Below are 17,213 nucleotides of genomic sequence, written 5' to 3'. Positions count from 1 at the left end.
TACATCTCACTATCACGCGCCTATATACACCAGTAGAGGTACAAAATGCTGCAGTCCAATAGTTTTCAGATCGCCAATACGATCGAACAAGAAGACTTCAGCGTCATCGATATTCCACTTTTGTCAGAACCGAAATTGGTGCAGGGCACTATTGCCCGCCCCGCCATCATCGGTAACTTTCCACCGCGGCAATGCGGCCTGGCGACATTTACCCGCGATATGTATAGCTGCCTGTCCCGCGCCCTGCCGAAGGCGCAGTGGAGCGTGATCGCCATGAACGATCCGGGCGCCAGCTATGATTATCCGTCCGAAGTCACGCATCAACTGGCGCAGAACGATATCGAAGCCTACCGCAAGCTGGCGGAAGAGCTGAATGCCAAGGGCACGGACGTCGTTTTCGTCCAGCATGAGTTCGGCATCTATGGCGGACCGTCGGGCCGCTATCTGCTGGCCTTCCTGGAACGGCTGAACATGCCGATCGTCACCACCCTGCATACCATACTGGAGCAGCCGAGTGCTGAGCAGCGCATGGTCATGGACTCGCTGATCCGCCTGTCCGACACGCTGGTCACCATGGCGCACAAGGGATCCGACATCCTGCAACGCGTCTATCACGTCGATCCGGCACGCATCAGCGTCATTCCGCACGGCGCCCCCTCCCGGCCGCTGCGTGACACAACCGGCTTCAAGATCGAATTGGGCCTGACCGGCCGCAAGGTGCTGACGACCTTCGGGTTGTTGTCACCGAACAAGGGCATCGAGACGGTGATCGCCGCCATGCCCGACATCATCCGCAGCTGCCCGGAAGCCATGTACCTGGTTATCGGCGCCACCCATCCGCATCTGGTGCGCAACGAAGGCGAGGCCTATCGCGACAGCCTGAAGCAGATGGCGCGCGAACTGGGCGTCGAACGCCATATCAAGTTCATCAACAGCTTCGTCGAGGACAACGACCTGATCGAGATCCTGCAGGCGACGGACGTCTACGTGACGCCGTACCTGACGGAAACCCAGATTACCTCGGGCACCCTGTCCTACGCCCTGGCGCTCGGCCGGCCCATTGTGTCGACGCCCTACTGGCACGCCCAGGAAGTGCTGGCCGGCGGGGTTGGCGCGCTCTGCCCGTTCAAGGACAGCCGCGCCTTTACCCTGGCCATTTCCAACCTGCTGGCGTCGGACACAGCCCGTCAGGCCATGTCGCAACGCGCCTATCAGGCCGGCCTGTCGTCGCGCTGGTCGGCTGTGGCCCAGGCCTATGTGGCGCGCGCCCAAAGCGATACCGAGCGCCGCCTGGCCGAGCCGAAAGGCCGTGAAGATGCGCTGGGTGCAGCCCCGGCCTGGGGCGCCATCGAACGCATGACCGACGATTGCGGCATCTTCCAGCACGGCAAGTATCGCCTGCCTGATCGCCAGCACGGCTATTGCGCCGACGACAATTGTCGCGCCCTGTCGCTGGCGGCGCGCCTGTCCAATGTCGGCCCCCTGACGCCGCGCCAGATTCAGCTGAGCTATGTCTATTCCGCCTTTATGAACCATGCCTGGAACAATGATGGGCGGTTCCGCAACTTCATGTCCTATAGCCGCAAGTGGCTGGATGACGGCGGTTCCGACGATTGCTGCGCACGCTCCTATGAGTGCCTGATCGATGTGGCGCGTTCGAACCTGCCGGACGACCTGCGGGTGTGGGCGACCGGGCTGGCCAACGACATCCTGCCCAGTACGATGACCTGGACGTCGATCCGCGCCCAGGCAATCCTGATCAAGTCGCTGGTCCGCGGCTTCGGCGTGGTCGGTGATGGCCAGATGGTGCAGGGCATGATCCGGAAGCTGGGGCAGTCGCTGCATCACGCCTATCGCAGCCATTGCCGCATTGCGCGCAACTGGTTCGAAGCGACCCTGGCCTATGACAATGCGCGACTCAGCGAAGGCCTGATCCTGGCCGGACAATTCCTGTCCGACGCTGATATGCTGAAGGACGGCGTTGCCTCGTTGCGTTGGCTGATGCAGCGCCAGAGCGATCCCGACAGCGGCTGTTTCGTGCCGGTTCCGACCTCGCAATTTGCCGACGACAACGGGACGCACCCGCTGTTCGATCAGCAGCCGATCGAGGTCGTGGCGACGATCGACGCCTGCCTGACCGCCTGGAAGGCCACGGCGGACACCTTCTGGAAGAACGAGGCCATGCGCGCCTTCAGCTGGTTCAAGGGCGGCAATGTCCACCATATCGACATGATTACGCCGGACGGCGGCTGCTATGATGGCCTGACCCTGCATGGTTTCAATCAGAACCAGGGTGCGGAGTCCATCCTTGCCTATCCTTTAAGCTGGACCGCCCTGAAAACGGGCACCCAGGCCGCACTGTAAAAAGCAGTCAATATCCCATAAGGAGCAAGATGCGTTGGCATTTTGCTCCTTATTATGCTTTGGGCCTGCGTGTTTTGGCTAACACCTTTTATCAGGGGACTACAGATGACCGACATGACCTTAAGCCCGACCGTCCTGCGCGCCAATCCGGAGCGTGTGGTCATTCTGCCCTTCGGCATCTCCCTGACCTCGCACAACAGCGCCATGGGCGCCATGTCGCGGGTGACGCGGATCTGCGACGCCATTATCGCCATGCCGGGAGAGCAGGTGACCACCGAACTGGAAGTCGTCAATCGCGACTTCACCGGCCGGCACTGGCAGACGCGCGGCATCTTCCTCGACCGCTTTCGCCAGATCCAGGCGATCCAGGGCGGCATGGATACGCTGGACGAAGACCATATGGCGCTGATCGGCGCCTATTTCTGTCATGAATACAGCTATCAGGCAGCGGCCGTGATGAATCCGTCCGTGGTGCCGCATCCGGACCAGACCGGCGCACCGGTGGGCGCGACCAACTTCATCATGTCGACGCGGACGGTCGGCGAAGGCCACGTCTCGACCATCTCGTTCCGCGAGGGCACTTTCCACCCCGACGGCACGGTCGAACTGAAGCCCGACAGCTCGATCGCCGTGGCCGCCAAGCCCAATGCCAATGCGCCGCTGGACGGGGCGGTCACCATCCACGGCCACCAGGCGTGCCCAATCTCCGAAACCGTCCTGTTCCCGGTGACGCGCGCCCAGTCCAACGGCCTGGAAGACCTGCGCATGGTCCGCTTCACGGACGACAACGGCGCCTCGACCTTTATGGGCACCTATACCGCCTATAACGGCCGCGAAACGGCGTGCGAATGTTTTGAAACCAGCGATTTCCGCTCGTTCCGCCTGACGCCGTTCCGCGGCGCGGCATCGCAGCACAAGGGACTGGCCCTGTTCCCGCGCCGCATCAATGGCCGCTATGCCGCCGTCGGCCGGCTGGATCACGAAAGCATCTTCTACCTCGAAACTGACGATCGCCTGACGTGGAACAATGGTGATCTCCTGGTCAGTCCGCTGGCGCCGTGGGAGCTGATCCAGATGGGCAATTGCGGATCGCCGATCGAACTGGACGAAGGCTGGCTGGTCCTTACCCATGGCGTCGGCGCCGTACGGCGCTACTCGCTGGGCGCCATGCTGCTGGACAAGAATGACCCGCGCAAGGTGCTGGCGCGGTCAAAGGAACCCCTGCTGTCGCCGTCGGAAGACAATCGCGAGGGCTATGTCCCCAATGTCATCTACACCTGCGGCGCCATGCGTTGCGGTGATTGGCTGTTCCTGCCTTATGGCGTGGCTGATTCGAGCATCCATTTCGCGTCGATCAAGATCAGCGATTTGCTGAAGCATCTGGGCCTTTGAGCGTTCTTACGGGACTAGTGAAGACTGGTTGAGGTCACTTGTGGCAACTTTCAAGGTGGAAACTGGCGTTCGCGCAAAAAAGCAAGAAACCCCACCACCACATCTCACGTCTCATTGGCTATCACCAATTCGCGCTCGTGCGGTCCCCCTCCCCAGCCCTTTCGGGCCAGGGATGTATAAGAAGGCGAACTCGAGCTTTCTTATACATCCCTGCGCGAAGCCCTTGCGAAGCGTGGGGAGGGGGACCGCCCGAGACATTGTGGAGCGTAGCGTAGCTTGGCGAAGGGTGGTGGTGGGGTTTCTTGCTTTCCCGCGCTTCGGCGTTTCCGTTAGAACCGATCTCAGGCTCCAAAGTGCCCACCTTGGGAGTTACCTCAAGCCTGTGTTTTCGAAGACATTCTTCAAGAGATACGTGGGTGGGTTACTCTCAGTGCTTTGCGGGTCGAAATTCCACGGCCTCAGCCGAAAACTCATGAGATATGTTTTTCATGAAAAACGACAAAAAAACGTCCTTTTCACATGAAGAACATGTTTTTCACACCATCTTTTGCCGAAAGGCTATGTGGGTTGATGGTAGAGCAAAGGCGTTTATTCATGAACGGTTTGATATGCCGAACTGAACCTCGTATTGCTCAGGATGCCTATACAGACATATTCGGAGCAGACGCACCATGAAGCGCCGCCATTTTCTTGCCGCCGGCCTGGCAGCAGCCGCCCTGCCCCAGACCGCAAGTCCCCTGACCCTCCTGCCGGCTGTCGATCTCGCCAATGACCTGTGGAAGATTGAGATCGACCATGACAGCCTCGCCATCCGCGTCCAACCGGCAGGACAGGCATGGATCAACGTCTCACGCGGCGGCGGCCCGGCCGACATCTTCGATACGACCCAGTCCGCCACCCGTGCCACCTGGTCCCGCAAGCCACCGGGCAGCAAAACACCGCACCAGGTCACGGCCGAACTCGACGGCCGAGATCTCAATATCACCGTCACCGCCGCCCAGGCCACCACGCTTGACCTGATCGACCAGCCGGCCGCCGCCACGGGCCGTGGGCTGATCCTGCCCCTCGCCGAAGGCAGCTACGCTCCCGCCGGCAACCCCACATGGCGCGACTACCTGACCCATCAGAAGTCAGAGATGAGCACGACCGACGACATGGCCACGCCGTTATGGGGCCTCGACCACGGCGACTTTACCCTGCACTGGCTGCTGACCAATCCCTTCAACAACCTTTTGGCCTTCACGCCCGACGGCGACGGCGTACAGCTCAAGGTCAGCCACGCCTTCACCACCCTGGCGCCTGCAACGCCGATGACCTTGACCCTGCATCTCGGCGGGCCGGATTTGCTGGCCGGCGCCAAACGTTATCGTCGTCATCGCATCGAAACCGACGCCTGGGAATCCCTGACAGACAAGATTGCCGCCGCACCCGATACCGCCAAGCTGATCGGCGCGTCGCATATCTATCTGTGGGGCAATGACTTGCTGTCATCGGCCGACGTCCGCGACTGGCCGGCCTTTCTCAACGTCCTGCGCGGTCCTTCGCCCCTGGCCGTCCACCTGCGCGCGCAATTCGGGCCCGAGGCTGTTCAACAACTGAACGCCGCCAAGCCCAATCCACCAGCCTTTGAAAAAGACGCTCTGATCGCGTCGCTCAATGCCGCCGTCACTGCCCTGGCGCGACAACAATGGCAGACCGATACAGCCGATGCGCCGTCCCTGGTCGCCGCCTATCCCGACCTGCGCGACCAGATCGTCGAGACCTTCGGCACTACGCTCGCACCTGACCCGGCGACCTGGGGACTGGGCCTGTCACAGCGCACCGTTGGCGCCTTGAAAAACTCAGGCCTCAGCCGTCTGTGGATCGGCCTCGGCGACGGCTGGGAAGGCGGCCTGTGGCAGCCCCAAGCCGTCAAGGCCGCGGTAAATGCCGGCTATCTGATCGGGCCCTATGATACCTATGGCGGCGCCATCAAGCCCGGCGACCGGCCCGACTGGGCGACATCGCAACTGGGCAAGACGGTCTTCGAGACGTGCGGCGTTGTCCGCCAGGATGGCAAGCTACAGCCGGGTTTCCAGCAGGCCGGTGTCTATGTCGACACGGTGTGCACACGGCCGATGATGGAGGGCCGCATGACCGCCATCCAGCAGGCCACGGGCTTCAACAGCTGGTTCCTCGACGTCACGGCGTCTGGCCTGGTCTTCGACAACTATCGCCCCGGCCATGAGAGCACGATGGCGCAGAACGCCGTCGCTAATGCCGACGCCGCGCGCTGGGTGTCGCAGACGATGAAACTGCCGCTGGGGTCCGAGGACGGCAAGGCGATCACCACGGGCGGGATCACCTTCGCCCACGGCATGGAAGCCCCGGTCATCTGGGGCGATCCGGACATGCAAAAGACCGCGACCTCGCCCTGGTATCTCGGCAACTGGTGGCCCGGCAGCCAACCGTCGGTCTTCTTCAAACCCGTGCCGATCAAGCCAATCTATGCCGAGGTGTGGTTCGCGCCGGAACATCGCCTGCCCCTGTACCAGACGGTGTTCCATGGCTCGGTCATCACCACCCACCACTGGTGGTTCGACAATCTCAAGCTCAGCAATGTCAGGGCCCAGCGCGAATTGACGCAGTTGCTGTACAATGTCCCGCCGCTTTATCACCTCAGCGCCGGCACCTTGAAGGACCGACTGCCGGTGATCGTCAAGCAGGACGCCTTCTTCCGCCCGCTGCACGAGGCCCTTTACGACAAGACGCTTGAAACCTTTGCCTGGCTGTCGGACGACCGTCAGGTCCAGGCGACGACCTTCAGCGACGGCAGCCGCCTGATGGCCAACTTCTCGGTGGCACCCTATATGATCGACGGCGTGACCCTGCCGGCGACCAGTATTACCGCATGGCTGCCCGGCCAGCCGCCAAAAACCTACCAGGCCTAACCCTAACCGACCGAGAGACAGCCGATGACAACGACAGCCTTCTACCCCATTGGCGTACCCGGACAGCCGTGGGGTGACGCCGAAAGAATCGCGTGGCGTGAACGCCGCGTGCGTCTGCGCAGCTATGCTGAGGACGTCGTGCCCAGAATCGAAGCGCTGGCGGACCGTTTTGACGTCACCACATACGGCCAGCTCGACTATGCCGACGACACCTATAGGCTCTATGCTCTGCGCTCACGCGACTGGAATGCCGCCCTACCGGTTGCCCTGGTGACGGGCGGTGTCCACGGCTACGAGACGAGCGGCGTCATGGGTGCCCTGGCGTTCCTGGAAGATCACGCTGCAAGTTACGCCGGCCGGATCAATCTGCTGGTGGCACCATGCGTCAGCCCCTGGGGCTATGAACGCATCAATCGATGGAATTACGATGCCCTGGACCCCAACCGCAACTTCCGCGCCGACGGCCCGGCCCGCGAGTGCACAGCCCTGATCGAGCTGGTTGCGCCTCTGCATGGCCAGTTCCTGCTCCATATCGACCTGCATGAAACGACCGACAGCGACGAAAGTGAATTCAGGCCGGCCCTGGCGGCGCGTGATGGTACGCCCTTCGAACCAGACGTCATCCCTGACGGGTTCTATCTGGTCGACGACAGCGAGAACCCGCAACCGGCGTTTCAGGAGGCCATTATTGCGGCAGTGGAACAGGTCACCCATATCGCGCCGGCGGATGCGGATGGCAACATCATCGGTTCCCCGGTTGTCGCCCCCGGCGTGATTGAATATGCGGTTGCGAAACAGGGCTTGTGCACCGGCATAACGGGGGCGCGTTACACGACCATCACCGAGGTTTATCCGGATAGCCCCAGCGTCACATCCGAGGATTGCAACGACGCCCAGGTGGCCGCAGTGTGCGCGGCCCTGGACTACGCATTGGCCGACAGTTAGGTCATCTCCGGCCGTCGGATACGGCGTGCGACATCTGGACCGCAAGCCAGTCGTCAATCTGTCTGTAGATTTGGGCCACAGTCTTGTTGCCCGCCTTTTGGTGCGCCGCGATCATGTTGCGCGCGCGGTCCCGCAGGCGGTACAGCAGGATGATATTGCGGCATTGCTCGATCGGCATGGGCGTCTCCAGACGCTGAGCCTAAGCGATCGGGCTTAAGATTTGCCTCAACAGGCGTCCCGTACCTACTCGTCTCTCTCCAGACACCTAGCATCAGCTGTGGTGCAGGTGGTCGTGTAGGGCATCTGCCGGGCCTCCGTATAGCTGGCAATGCCGAGGTCAAAGCCATGGACGATTTTGACGATCAGCCTCTGCTCAGGCGCGAAGGTGTAGACCTTGACCGTCTCGGCGCCGATCCTTGCCATTAAGGGATCGGTGTCGGCCGGCCACTTGCCCGTCCTTGCGGTGACAACCAGCATCCGGTTTTTCGTCTGCTGACCGTCCAAATAGAAGGTCGTGGTGTTGTCCATGACCGAGACATCGCCAACGTCTGGCAGTTTCCCGACGGCATCCACGACGCGCTGTTGCGGCGCCAAGAGCGTATCAATCTTGGGCATCCAGCTCTTGAGCATGGCCGGCCCGGCCAGCGCCAGGCCCAACGCCGCCAGAACCAGGACGGCTGCCACAAGGGCATGGACACCCGTCTTCGGCGGCGAGAATTCGCTGGTCTCGGCGCGGACGACGATCGAGCCGGACAACAGGTCGTGGACCAGCCGACGCGCCGGCCAGCCGAACAAGAGCAGATAGATCTGCGCCAGACCAATCCCAAACACCGCCGTAAGACACACGACTGTAAGGACCTGAACCAGAACAGGATCGGTGACATTGAAGTACCAGCCGTTGAGGATGGCCGGCCCGACCAGGAACAGGGCGCGCCACAGGGCCACCAACAGGTTGAGCGGCTTGCCGTTCAGGCCGACGACCTTCAGGCCGAGCACCCGCTTACCGATCGTTCGCCCGCCGCCCAGGCTGCTGCCGAGAATGCCGTGATAGAGGACGCCGATCGCCAGGCCGATGAAGCGGCCGTTCGCCCCGAGCGGTGAGACGTAATCCATGGCCAGCCAGCCGATACCGTAGCCGACGGCCCCCAGCACGAGGGCGTCGATGAACCACGCTCCGACGCGCGGCCAAAATCCCGATACGTATGTAGGTTTATCCGTAGCCATCCCCGCCCCCCATGTCTTGGTCCCCAAGTCAGGACGAGTGTACTGCAAACCCGTGCGTTTGCAAACAAGCCACGAGACGAAGGCTGACGGGCGACTATTCCGCCCTCAATCTTCTACTTTCTGCGAACAGCGACAGGAAGGCCCCCACCACCACCCATAGGTCGGCGCTTCACTTCGTTTACGCTTGACCTTGGGCGGTCCCCCGCCCCGCTCACGGGGCGGTATAAGCTATTGTTTACTTTACTTATACTCCACCGCTACGCGGGGGAGGTGGCGGCGCAAGCCTCTACGACCTTCAGGTCGTGAAAGAGGCTTAGCGCTGACGGAGGGGGGCCTTACCAAGTTCAGAGCGCTTATGAATGTCAAAAAATTAGTCAAAATCAGCGGCCTTTGGTCTGAGCCGGAGAGGCAGACAAAGTCTCTGTGCCTCCAAACTCGCCCTTCCCTAAACGTCCGCGCCACTGTAAATGCGGCCGCACGCCCGTCCCAAGTGTTTAGTCAGTAAGAACCGCATGATCCGCCTCGACAATATCAGCAAGCTCAACGGCCACCAGATTCTGTTCATCGACGCGTCGATGGGCGTTCAGAAGGGCGAGAAGGTCGGGCTGGTGGGGCCCAACGGCGCCGGCAAGACGACGCTCTTCCGCATGATCACCGGCCAGGAGCAGCCCGACGACGGACAGGTGGGCATCGATCCCGGCATGACGATCGGCTATTTCAGCCAGGATGTCGGCGAAATGTCAGGCCAAAGCGCTGTCGCCGCCGTGATGGATGGTGTCGGCCCCGTGAGCGCGCTGGCCGCCGAAATGGCGGAACTGGAAGCGGCGATGGTCGATCCGGACCAGGCCGACGCCCTGGACGCCATTATCGAGCGCTACGGCGAGGTGCAGGGGCGCTACGAGGAGCTGGACGGCTATTCGCTGGAAGCGCGGGCGCGCGAAGTGCTGGCCGGCCTGAGTTTCAGCCAGGAACGGATGGACGGCGATGTCGGTCTGCTCTCCGGCGGCTGGAAGATGCGCGTGGCGCTGGCCCGCATCCTGCTGATGCGTCCGGACGGGATGTTGCTCGACGAACCCAGCAACCACCTGGACCTCGAAAGCCTGATCTGGCTGGAGGCCTTCCTCAGGGCCTATGACGGCGCCCTGCTGATGACGTCGCACGACCGCGCCTTCATGAATCGCATCATCAACAAGGTCGTGGAGATCGACGGCGGTTCGCTGATCACCTATTCGGGCGATCTCGATTTCTACGAACAGCAACGCGCGCTTAGCGAGAAGCAGCGCCAGGCACAGTTCGAACGCCAGCAGGCCATGCTCGCCAAGGAAATCAAGTTCATCGAGCGCTTCAAGGCGCGGGCCTCCCACGCCGCCCAGGTGCAGAGCCGGGTGAAGAAGCTCGACAAGATCGAAAGGGTCGAGGCGCCCCGCCGGCGCCAAACGGTCCAGTTCGACTTCCGCACGCCACCGCGCTCGGGTGACGACGTTCTGAACCTGCGCAACGTCCATAAGAGCTACGGCAGCCAGTCGATCTATGCCGGGCTGGATTTCCAGGTCCGCCGTAAGGAACGTTGGTGTGTCCTGGGCGCCAATGGCGCCGGCAAATCCACCCTGCTGAAGCTGGTGGCCGGCGGCGTGGCGCCCGACCAGGGAACGGTGACCGTCGGCGCCAGCGTGAAAATGGGCTATTTCGCGCAGCACTCGATGGATCTGCTGGACGGCGAAGAGACGATTTTCGAGTCGCTGGATGGGTCTTTCCCGCAAGCCGGCCAGGGTCCGTTGCGCACCTTGGCGGGGTGTTTTGGCTTCTCCGGTGACGATGTCGAGAAGCCCTGCCGCGTACTGTCTGGCGGCGAAAAGGCGCGCCTGGTCATGGCCAAGATGTTGTTCGATCCGCCCAACCTGCTGGTGCTTGACGAGCCGACAAACCACCTGGACATGGCGACCAAGGAAATGCTGGTCGCCGCCCTGGCGGATTTCGAAGGGACCATGCTGTTCGTTTCGCACGACCGCCATTTCCTGGCGGCGCTGTCGAACCGCGTGCTGGAACTGACGCCGGAAGGCGTGCATCGCTACGGCGGCGGCTATACCGAATATGTCGCCCGCACCGGCCAGGAAGCGCCGGGGCTGCACCCGAACGGTTAGTCGGGGCGCTAAATGTCGGGCGCACTCTGGTATGCCGCTTGTCGGTGCTCGACGGTATTATGGATCGCTAAGCGCCAAAGGCGGAATTACCGCATTTGATAACGTGGCACCGAACTCCCGAAATAAGCATGCCATAACCTGTTCACGAAATACGGGAAATGCGGGGAATACTGTAGTGACTGACGATCGGAGAGGCCTGATCAGGTGCTGTCGGCATGGCGCGATTGAGTCGGCTCGACAGAGACGGCGCAGATTAAGGCCACCAAGTTGCAGCCTGTACCTGCGTTTCCTTCGTCTCTGCCGAACCGTTCCCTGTCAGTATGAGGCAATTGATTCAATTCTTGGCTTTGCGAACGCCACGTAGTCCTCCGACCGCATAGCAAGGGAGCGGTCAAGCCGTGCGGCGTTGAAGTAGAACATGTCTTGGGCAATAAGAGCAGGATCTGTAAGTACGGCAAGTTCTTCAGTCATCGCAAACGGCAAAACTGTGCCCATGGGGCTTCCAGCCAGCCGCTCTGCAACGTCCCGCCCCGCGAAACCCACGTAGGTAGCAGAGTACAGATCGCGAATCCTGTTCATGTCGATCTTTCCATCTCCCCGGATCACCGCGAGCACGAAGCGCGTATGCTTCTTCCCGATCTTCACAATAAGAATGATACATTTAGCCGCCTGGCTAACGGGGTGGCCGCGTAGCAGGCTGACGGCCTCTGTCTGTCCTTCGGGTTCGTGTTCGATATCGATGTACGCAATTCCGGCGGCGTCGAGCAGGCGGCGGCAGTCTTCGTATGCACTTGTCATCTCGGTCTCCTTTTCAGCTCAGGTTATTGGTCAGGTGTGAGAACGCCCCGGACGCTGTAACGCGGGCGAGAACGTCCGGATGGCAGACGCCATTCGTGGCAATGCAGCGGGGCTCGTATACATTGAACGCCCCGCCAGAAAGGTCGGTTGTTGCCCCTCCGGCCTCATCAACCAGCAGGGTGCCAGCCGCCAGATCCCACGGCTTGTCGTCCCAATCGATCAGCATATCTGCTCGGCCAAGCGCGATATAAGCCAGGCTGGCGCACGAGGAACTGATGACGCGGATGTCATGCGCCTCGCCCCGGAAAGCCTTCGCAACCTGGAGGTCAGCGTCGGACCAGCGTGTTTCCAGAAGGAGAACACCTTTCCTCATGGGACGGTTTGACACCTTCAGCCGCTCGCCATTCGCGTAGCTTCCGCCGCCGCGCCAGCTATGCAAAATCAGGCCTTCCGCAGGTAGGGCCATGGCCGCAGCTACCACACGCCCGTTATGCTCCAGGGCGATCTGGGATGCGAAGCACGGTATGCCGTAGTGAAAATTGTGGGTACCGTCGACCGGATCCACAATCCATGTGTAGTCTTTGCGAACCCGGTCAGCCGCGTCCGATTCTTCTGCATAAAGGCCAAAGTCCGGTGTCGCCTTCATCAGGATTTCGATGATTGCGGCCTGGACCGCGCAGTCGGTGGCGGTGACGTACGATCCGTCGGACTTCTCGTTCGCGGTCCGCGATGGGTTTTGAAAGGCTTCCATGATCAAAGCGGAAGCGGCAGAAGCCGCTTCCTTAGCAATGATGGCAAAGCCCTGATCAGAATGTTTCACGTCTATTCCTCGGTGATGGGGGTTGATCTTAGGGCAGGGCGTTGCCTTTACGGCAACGCCTTGAACGTCACGACGAGGGTGTCGCGATAGGCCGGCCTGGCAGGATCGACAGGCGTAATCGCCGAAACGGCGTGGCGGATGCGCCAATCGTTGAACAATATCCACTCGAAGGGCTGCTGCATGGTAATCTTCGCAAGCAGGTTGCCCGCATCGTCTTCGATGGTCGTTTCGCCGCCACGGACATTCACGCGGCGGCCGAGCAGGATGAAGCCGAAGTCTACGCCGTCGCGGTGCTTGCCCTCAGGGGTCGGCTGGCCGGTTTCGTCAGCGGACGTAGTAATGCGGAACTGGTGGGTTTCGCAACGCCAGCGGCGGATATCAGAGGTGCGCTCGAACGCCGCCCGGCTGATCTCGAGCAGAGTCTGGAAAGCTTCGCTGCGGACAAATTCATCTTCCGCAGGTTCGAACAAGCGGAAGACGCCACCGTTCAACTGGTTGAAATCAGTATGCTGGAAATGGGGGCGCGGTTCGGTACGGAACAGCGTGCCGTTCGGCTCGCGCACTTCGAACGTGTCGAAGCTGCGCGTACGGTACGTGCCGCCGTCGGCCATGTACTCATCGAGGGAGAGGCGGTCCCAACTACTCCAGAACACTTGTTCATCGACAGGGACGCCGATGATCTCGCTGACCGCCTTACGGGTCGCCGCAGCGGGAAAATAGGTAAAGCCCGGATGGTTCAGGGCGTCGTAAGGATTCGCCGCTTGCACGGCCTGCTGAGCGCGATGGCTCAAAGCTGTAGCTTGTTGGTGGGGCATCACATTTGACTCCTTTTCTAGTTCTGGCTTGGCTGCATGAGCCGAGTGCTGCTATTCATTGAAGTACGAAGCGAATTACGATCCCTCGTGACAACGAGTCGGAATGGTTTTGCCTAATGCTTTTGTCATCTCCCGAAGACATGGTAATTGTCCTTTCGTCGATTGGCCGAGTTGCGGCTAGTTGCACGGAAGGAGGGACGATTGAGATCCTGTCAGAGCGTCGTCCCTCCGACTACTTAGTTCAAAACTTTATGCCAATGCGTTGTCTCGAAATAACCGGACAGATTTCGGTTATTTCTGATATTGCATCGATGAAGTATGCCGTTTTCATCTCACAATTCCTCTTTTGGATTGGCAAATACAAGTCGATGCCTGCCCAAGTCGTTGCTTGCTCCAAGCATAAGACAAGTTCGAAAAGCGACAAATGCAACATGAGGAATTTGTCAGCCAACTGAAGGAACTAGACTTTTGCCACATCAGACCAATATCTGTTAGGGCCTGGCAAATTCCGGAAAACGGCTTTCCAAGCTTTCCCCACCCTTTTCCGCGGTAACACATCAATTGACACGGTTGAATGATGTGTAATATTCATCCCAAAGGCGAAACTCCAGGGAGGGGATCATGGCCGGCCAAAATGTCCGTTTTATAAGAGAAAAATTTCTCATAATCAGGTGGTCCTTAGGAAAATACGATAACCCCGGCTTAATAGAGGAGCATTTCAAAAATGAATCTGTTGAAAAGCAATTGGAGCTTGAGGCTCTTTTTGATGGCTGGGAGAGAATACGAAAAAGGAATCGCACCTCTCCAAAGACAAAAATATTTGAAACACTTTTAAATTTCTTATTACCGACCGATATGATTGCTACTAACAATGCATTTGTAAATGCCGAAGCGTATCTTCAAGCAAATCCATTTGAATTTCTTTCAATGCTCGGCAACGAAATAGCAGAAAGATTTTTGAAAGACTATAGTGATAAAGAGGAGGTTGCCCATATTCAAAGTTTTAACGGGCACAACTCAAGGTCAATAAAATCGCAAGAATTTATGCAATATACCAATCGGTTTGATATTTCTAATCACGCAATGTTCTTAGTAGATTTGTCATCACATAATGTAAATCCTCAAAAAGAGTGGCTTAAAAATGGGGTGGTTGATCAGAAATATATGTATATCTCTAGAGACTCTGTGGATAATTGGAACGAATTAATTTATGCTGAGCTATACAAATATTATGTTCATTGTGAAGATGCTTTAAAATTGCGCCTAAATAGTGAATCGTGGAACAATATACTTGATACTAGAAATATTGAATCGGTCGTAATTCTAGGTGCCGGCGCTTCAAAAAAGGAATTAAAAATACTTAATAGTATTATGCAGAACAATAGGCACACACAAGATAATAAATTGAAATTTTTTGTATTCGATAGTAGTTTCTACATGCTATATGATTCTATAATTAACCTAAAAAAGACTGCACGTGTTTCACATTTCGAGAACAGCGTTGAATTTATCCCATGTTGCGCAGATTTTGAAAATATAAAGCATTACAGAAAGGCCTTTCATGAGAAAATCGGAAGTAACACAGTTTTTTTTATACTAGGGTTAACAATTAATAATGTTGAGGAGCAGGTAATTTTATCCTCATTAAAAAGTGTTGCCAAAGAGGGTGATGTGTTAATTATTGGCACTGAATTTGGAGACGTTAATTCCCAGGAATTTAAGAACTATCTGGATGATACATACAATCGACCCGAGACAATAAACTTAGCAGTTAGTACAATTAGAGAAATGCTTGATAAAGACGCAGATTTTGGCAAAGAAAATAATATTCCATACGTGGATTACAGCAGCAAAGATGAGCGTTGCAAACTCGTCCAAGTTAGGTTTCCAAAAACCGCGGACCTGCCTAAGCCCTTAGTTAGCGAGGCGGCAAGTACCATTGCCGTAGTATTTGAGACGAAAAAGGCGATAGGCCATGCTCTAGGGGAGGCACGCGAATTAATTTTGGTCACATCGAGACGATATGACGAATCTGAATTTAATAACCTCATGATCAAGCACAAATTTTTTCCGGCAGATAGTGGGATGCCCTGCAATATGCCTGCAACCCACAAAATCTCCGAATACAAGAACTTAATGTTCGAATTTCTGATGAGCAAAGGCACGTCAGCCATCCGCACCAATTAACCAAAGGGCAAGATAGACGATTCCGCAGGATTCCACGCCCTTCCGCAATTTTCCTTGCAGGTATTATTGGCGCCGCGCAAATTGGCGGAGAGCAAGCCAGAAGGAGATAACATGCCGAGTTTAACTATAACGGTGTTCTTTGCCACGTTGGCGCTGACCTTTTGCACTGCAATATTTGCCCGCCTTCGAGCCAGCAACTCAAGCGGAGAAGAAGACTTGGCGGGTCGAAATCTAAATAAGTGGCTGATAGGACTCAGCGCAGGCACTACAGGAAACAGTGGTTTTATTGTTACAGGGGCAGTCGGCTTGGGTTATGCTGGCGGCGTTCATTGGCTCATGCTTCCTCTGAGCTGGCTGATTGGAGATCTAATATTTTGGTCTTTGTTTCCTGAAAAACTGAACAGCTTGGCGCGAAAGGCGCATGCGGCGACCATTTCTGAGATGTTAACTTATGATTTGAGCGGGAAAGCTGCGAAGTCCATTGCCATTGTCGTGGCACTGTTGCTGGCTACGTTCTTGGCAACCTACACGGCTGCACAGTGGTTAGCGGGTGAGAAATTCTTGTCAGGCATTTTCGATATGTCGAAAACAATGGCCCTTATCGTGTTTGGTCTTACTATTGTCGTTTATTCGAGCATCGGTGGCTTTAGAGGAAGTGTCTATGTCGACGTTTTGCAATCCTTCATTCGTATTGGTGGTACATTCGTCGCTTTGATCGCCGTGTTTTGGTATGCCCTCCATGACCAAGGAGCTTTCGCAAATAATATTGCCACGGCGGGCGTTGATTTCCTGAAGCCTTTTCCGAACGCCGGCTTAATTTCCATCTTGGGGTTTGTTGGAGGCTACGCCTGCGCTGCGGTTGGATTTGGCCTTGGGCAGCCGCAAATTGTATCTCGTTATATGGCAGGCAGTAGCCCTAAGGAGACAAAGGCTGCACGCTGGATTTATATCGGCTTCCTTCAGTTCACTTGGTTGGCAATGACGGGCTTTGGAATCATGCTGCGTGGCGTGATGCCAAATATTGCAGACCCCGAAACGGGGCTAAGCATTTTCTTTCAGACAAATATCAATGCCATTGCTACGGGGATAATTTTCGCAGATGTTTATGCAACAATCGCATCAACCTCCAACGGCCTACTTGTCGCCATAGCGCAGACTCTGCGGCGCGATTTGTTGGGAGCATTGTTTGGACCGCAGAAGTTTTCACTTATTGCAATGACGGTTGCCACACTTGGCATCGGACTCGTAACCATTGCGCTTTCGTTCGTACTCCCCGGCAATGTGTTTAGCATTGCGATTGATGCTGTATCCAAGATCGGCGCAGGTTTGGCTGGCCCCGTGATGATCAAGGCGTTCGGCTGGAAGCATTCCGCAGTCTCACTGCTGCTCTCCATACTTTCCGGAATTGCGGCAGCATACATCTGGACTGCCAGCGGATATGGTGCCGTATTTAACGAGGCTGGACTTGGAATTGTCACAAGCTTAGTAGTGAATTTCCTGTTTTCGGGCGTGGGCACAAAGTCTCAGCGATAGCTCGGCGTCAATTGTGCCTCAAGCGATTTTGGCCTCAGGTGTTGTGTTAGTATCCGGCCACGGC

12 protein-coding genes are annotated in these 17,213 nt (G+C 57.5%); 7 read left to right on the top strand and 5 right to left on the bottom strand.

All coding sequences use genetic code 11. The features are described 5' to 3' along the window. Window positions 1-45 precede the first annotated feature (45 nt). The 4 genes from AC1DXO_RS14340 to AC1DXO_RS14325 all read left to right on the top strand — a co-directional run bounded on the left by AC1DXO_RS14340 (window position 46) and on the right by AC1DXO_RS14325 (window position 7,631). The gene (locus AC1DXO_RS14340; RefSeq protein ID WP_476978848.1) at window positions 46-2,364 is read left to right on the top strand and encodes a glycosyltransferase family 4 protein; all 2,319 of its coding nucleotides are present in this window, start codon (window positions 46-48) and stop codon (window positions 2,362-2,364) included. A 105-nt stretch (window positions 2,365-2,469) separates the two neighbouring features. Continuing rightward, complete coding sequence (locus tag AC1DXO_RS14335; protein WP_476978847.1) at window positions 2,470-3,756, top strand: glycoside hydrolase family 130 protein; 1,287 nt, start codon at window positions 2,470-2,472, stop codon at window positions 3,754-3,756. A gap of 671 nt (window positions 3,757-4,427) precedes the next feature. Further along, the gene (locus AC1DXO_RS14330) at window positions 4,428-6,686 is read left to right on the top strand and encodes a glycoside hydrolase (RefSeq protein WP_476978846.1); all 2,259 of its coding nucleotides are present in this window, start codon (window positions 4,428-4,430) and stop codon (window positions 6,684-6,686) included. A gap of 24 nt (window positions 6,687-6,710) precedes the next feature. Beyond that, window positions 6,711-7,631 carry a M14 family metallopeptidase gene (locus AC1DXO_RS14325; RefSeq protein WP_476978845.1) on the top strand — a complete coding sequence of 307 codons (921 nt, stop codon included), beginning with the start codon at window positions 6,711-6,713 and terminating at the stop codon, window positions 7,629-7,631. Between the two features lies 1 nt (window position 7,632). Here AC1DXO_RS14325 and AC1DXO_RS14320 read toward each other — a convergent pair whose 3' ends face one another. Together AC1DXO_RS14320 and AC1DXO_RS14315 are read right to left on the bottom strand one after the other, a co-directional pair. After that, the gene (locus tag AC1DXO_RS14320) at window positions 7,633-7,809 is read right to left on the bottom strand and encodes a hypothetical protein (RefSeq protein ID WP_476978844.1); all 177 of its coding nucleotides are present in this window, start codon (window positions 7,807-7,809) and stop codon (window positions 7,633-7,635) included. A gap of 65 nt (window positions 7,810-7,874) precedes the next feature. Then, complete coding sequence (locus AC1DXO_RS14315) at window positions 7,875-8,855, bottom strand: RDD family protein (RefSeq protein WP_476978843.1); 981 nt, start codon at window positions 8,853-8,855, stop codon at window positions 7,875-7,877. A 512-nt stretch (window positions 8,856-9,367) separates the two neighbouring features. Here AC1DXO_RS14315 and AC1DXO_RS14310 point away from each other — a divergent pair. After that, window positions 9,368-10,996 (top strand): ABC-F family ATP-binding cassette domain-containing protein, encoded by a 1,629-nt coding sequence (locus tag AC1DXO_RS14310; protein WP_476978842.1) that lies wholly within the window; start codon window positions 9,368-9,370, stop codon window positions 10,994-10,996. 315 nt (window positions 10,997-11,311) lie between these two features. Here the strand turns inward: AC1DXO_RS14310 and AC1DXO_RS14305 are convergent, their stop codons facing one another. From AC1DXO_RS14305 to AC1DXO_RS14295, 3 genes are read right to left on the bottom strand one after another with little or no spacing between them, the layout of a single operon-like run. Beyond that, on the bottom strand, window positions 11,312-11,794 hold the full coding sequence (locus tag AC1DXO_RS14305; RefSeq protein WP_476978841.1) for a YbaK/EbsC family protein: 483 nt from the start codon (window positions 11,792-11,794) through the stop codon (window positions 11,312-11,314). Between the two features lie 13 nt (window positions 11,795-11,807). Next, window positions 11,808-12,614, bottom strand: coding sequence for an inositol monophosphatase family protein (locus AC1DXO_RS14300; protein ID WP_476978840.1), 807 nt, complete (start codon window positions 12,612-12,614; stop codon window positions 11,808-11,810). 47 nt (window positions 12,615-12,661) lie between these two features. Further along, complete coding sequence (locus tag AC1DXO_RS14295; RefSeq protein WP_476978839.1) at window positions 12,662-13,429, bottom strand: 2OG-Fe dioxygenase family protein; 768 nt, start codon at window positions 13,427-13,429, stop codon at window positions 12,662-12,664. Window positions 13,430-14,050: 621 nt separating this feature from the next. Here AC1DXO_RS14295 and AC1DXO_RS14290 point away from each other — a divergent pair. Beyond that, a complete protein-coding gene (locus AC1DXO_RS14290) occupies window positions 14,051-15,616 on the top strand; it encodes an L-histidine N(alpha)-methyltransferase (RefSeq protein ID WP_476978838.1) in 1,566 nt (521 codons plus the stop codon). A gap of 111 nt (window positions 15,617-15,727) precedes the next feature. After that, window positions 15,728-17,149, top strand: coding sequence for a sodium:solute symporter family transporter (locus tag AC1DXO_RS14285; protein ID WP_476978837.1), 1,422 nt, complete (start codon window positions 15,728-15,730; stop codon window positions 17,147-17,149). Window positions 17,150-17,213 lie beyond the last annotated feature (64 nt).

Source organism: Asticcacaulis sp. P2_C5, from assembly GCF_056404555.1.
This window is presented reverse-complemented; position numbering and strand designations above follow the sequence as displayed.

Excerpts from the sequence above, each read along its gene's own strand:
- AC1DXO_RS14340 (WP_476978848.1), top strand. The coding sequence starts at position 46 with ATGCTGCAGTCCAATAGTTTTCAGATCGCCAATACGATCGAACAAGAA.
- AC1DXO_RS14335 (WP_476978847.1), top strand. The coding sequence starts at position 2,470 with ATGACCGACATGACCTTAAGCCCGACCGTCCTGCGCGCCAATCCGGAG.
- AC1DXO_RS14330 (WP_476978846.1), top strand. The coding sequence starts at position 4,428 with ATGAAGCGCCGCCATTTTCTTGCCGCCGGCCTGGCAGCAGCCGCCCTG.
- AC1DXO_RS14325 (WP_476978845.1), top strand. The coding sequence starts at position 6,711 with ATGACAACGACAGCCTTCTACCCCATTGGCGTACCCGGACAGCCGTGG.
- AC1DXO_RS14320 (WP_476978844.1), bottom strand. The coding sequence starts at position 7,809 with ATGCCGATCGAGCAATGCCGCAATATCATCCTGCTGTACCGCCTGCGG.
- AC1DXO_RS14315 (WP_476978843.1), bottom strand. The coding sequence starts at position 8,855 with ATGGCTACGGATAAACCTACATACGTATCGGGATTTTGGCCGCGCGTC.
- AC1DXO_RS14310 (WP_476978842.1), top strand. The coding sequence starts at position 9,368 with ATGATCCGCCTCGACAATATCAGCAAGCTCAACGGCCACCAGATTCTG.
- AC1DXO_RS14305 (WP_476978841.1), bottom strand. The coding sequence starts at position 11,794 with ATGACAAGTGCATACGAAGACTGCCGCCGCCTGCTCGACGCCGCCGGA.
- AC1DXO_RS14295 (WP_476978839.1), bottom strand. The coding sequence starts at position 13,429 with ATGCCCCACCAACAAGCTACAGCTTTGAGCCATCGCGCTCAGCAGGCC.
- AC1DXO_RS14290 (WP_476978838.1), top strand. The coding sequence starts at position 14,051 with ATGGCCGGCCAAAATGTCCGTTTTATAAGAGAAAAATTTCTCATAATC.
- AC1DXO_RS14285 (WP_476978837.1), top strand. The coding sequence starts at position 15,728 with ATGCCGAGTTTAACTATAACGGTGTTCTTTGCCACGTTGGCGCTGACC.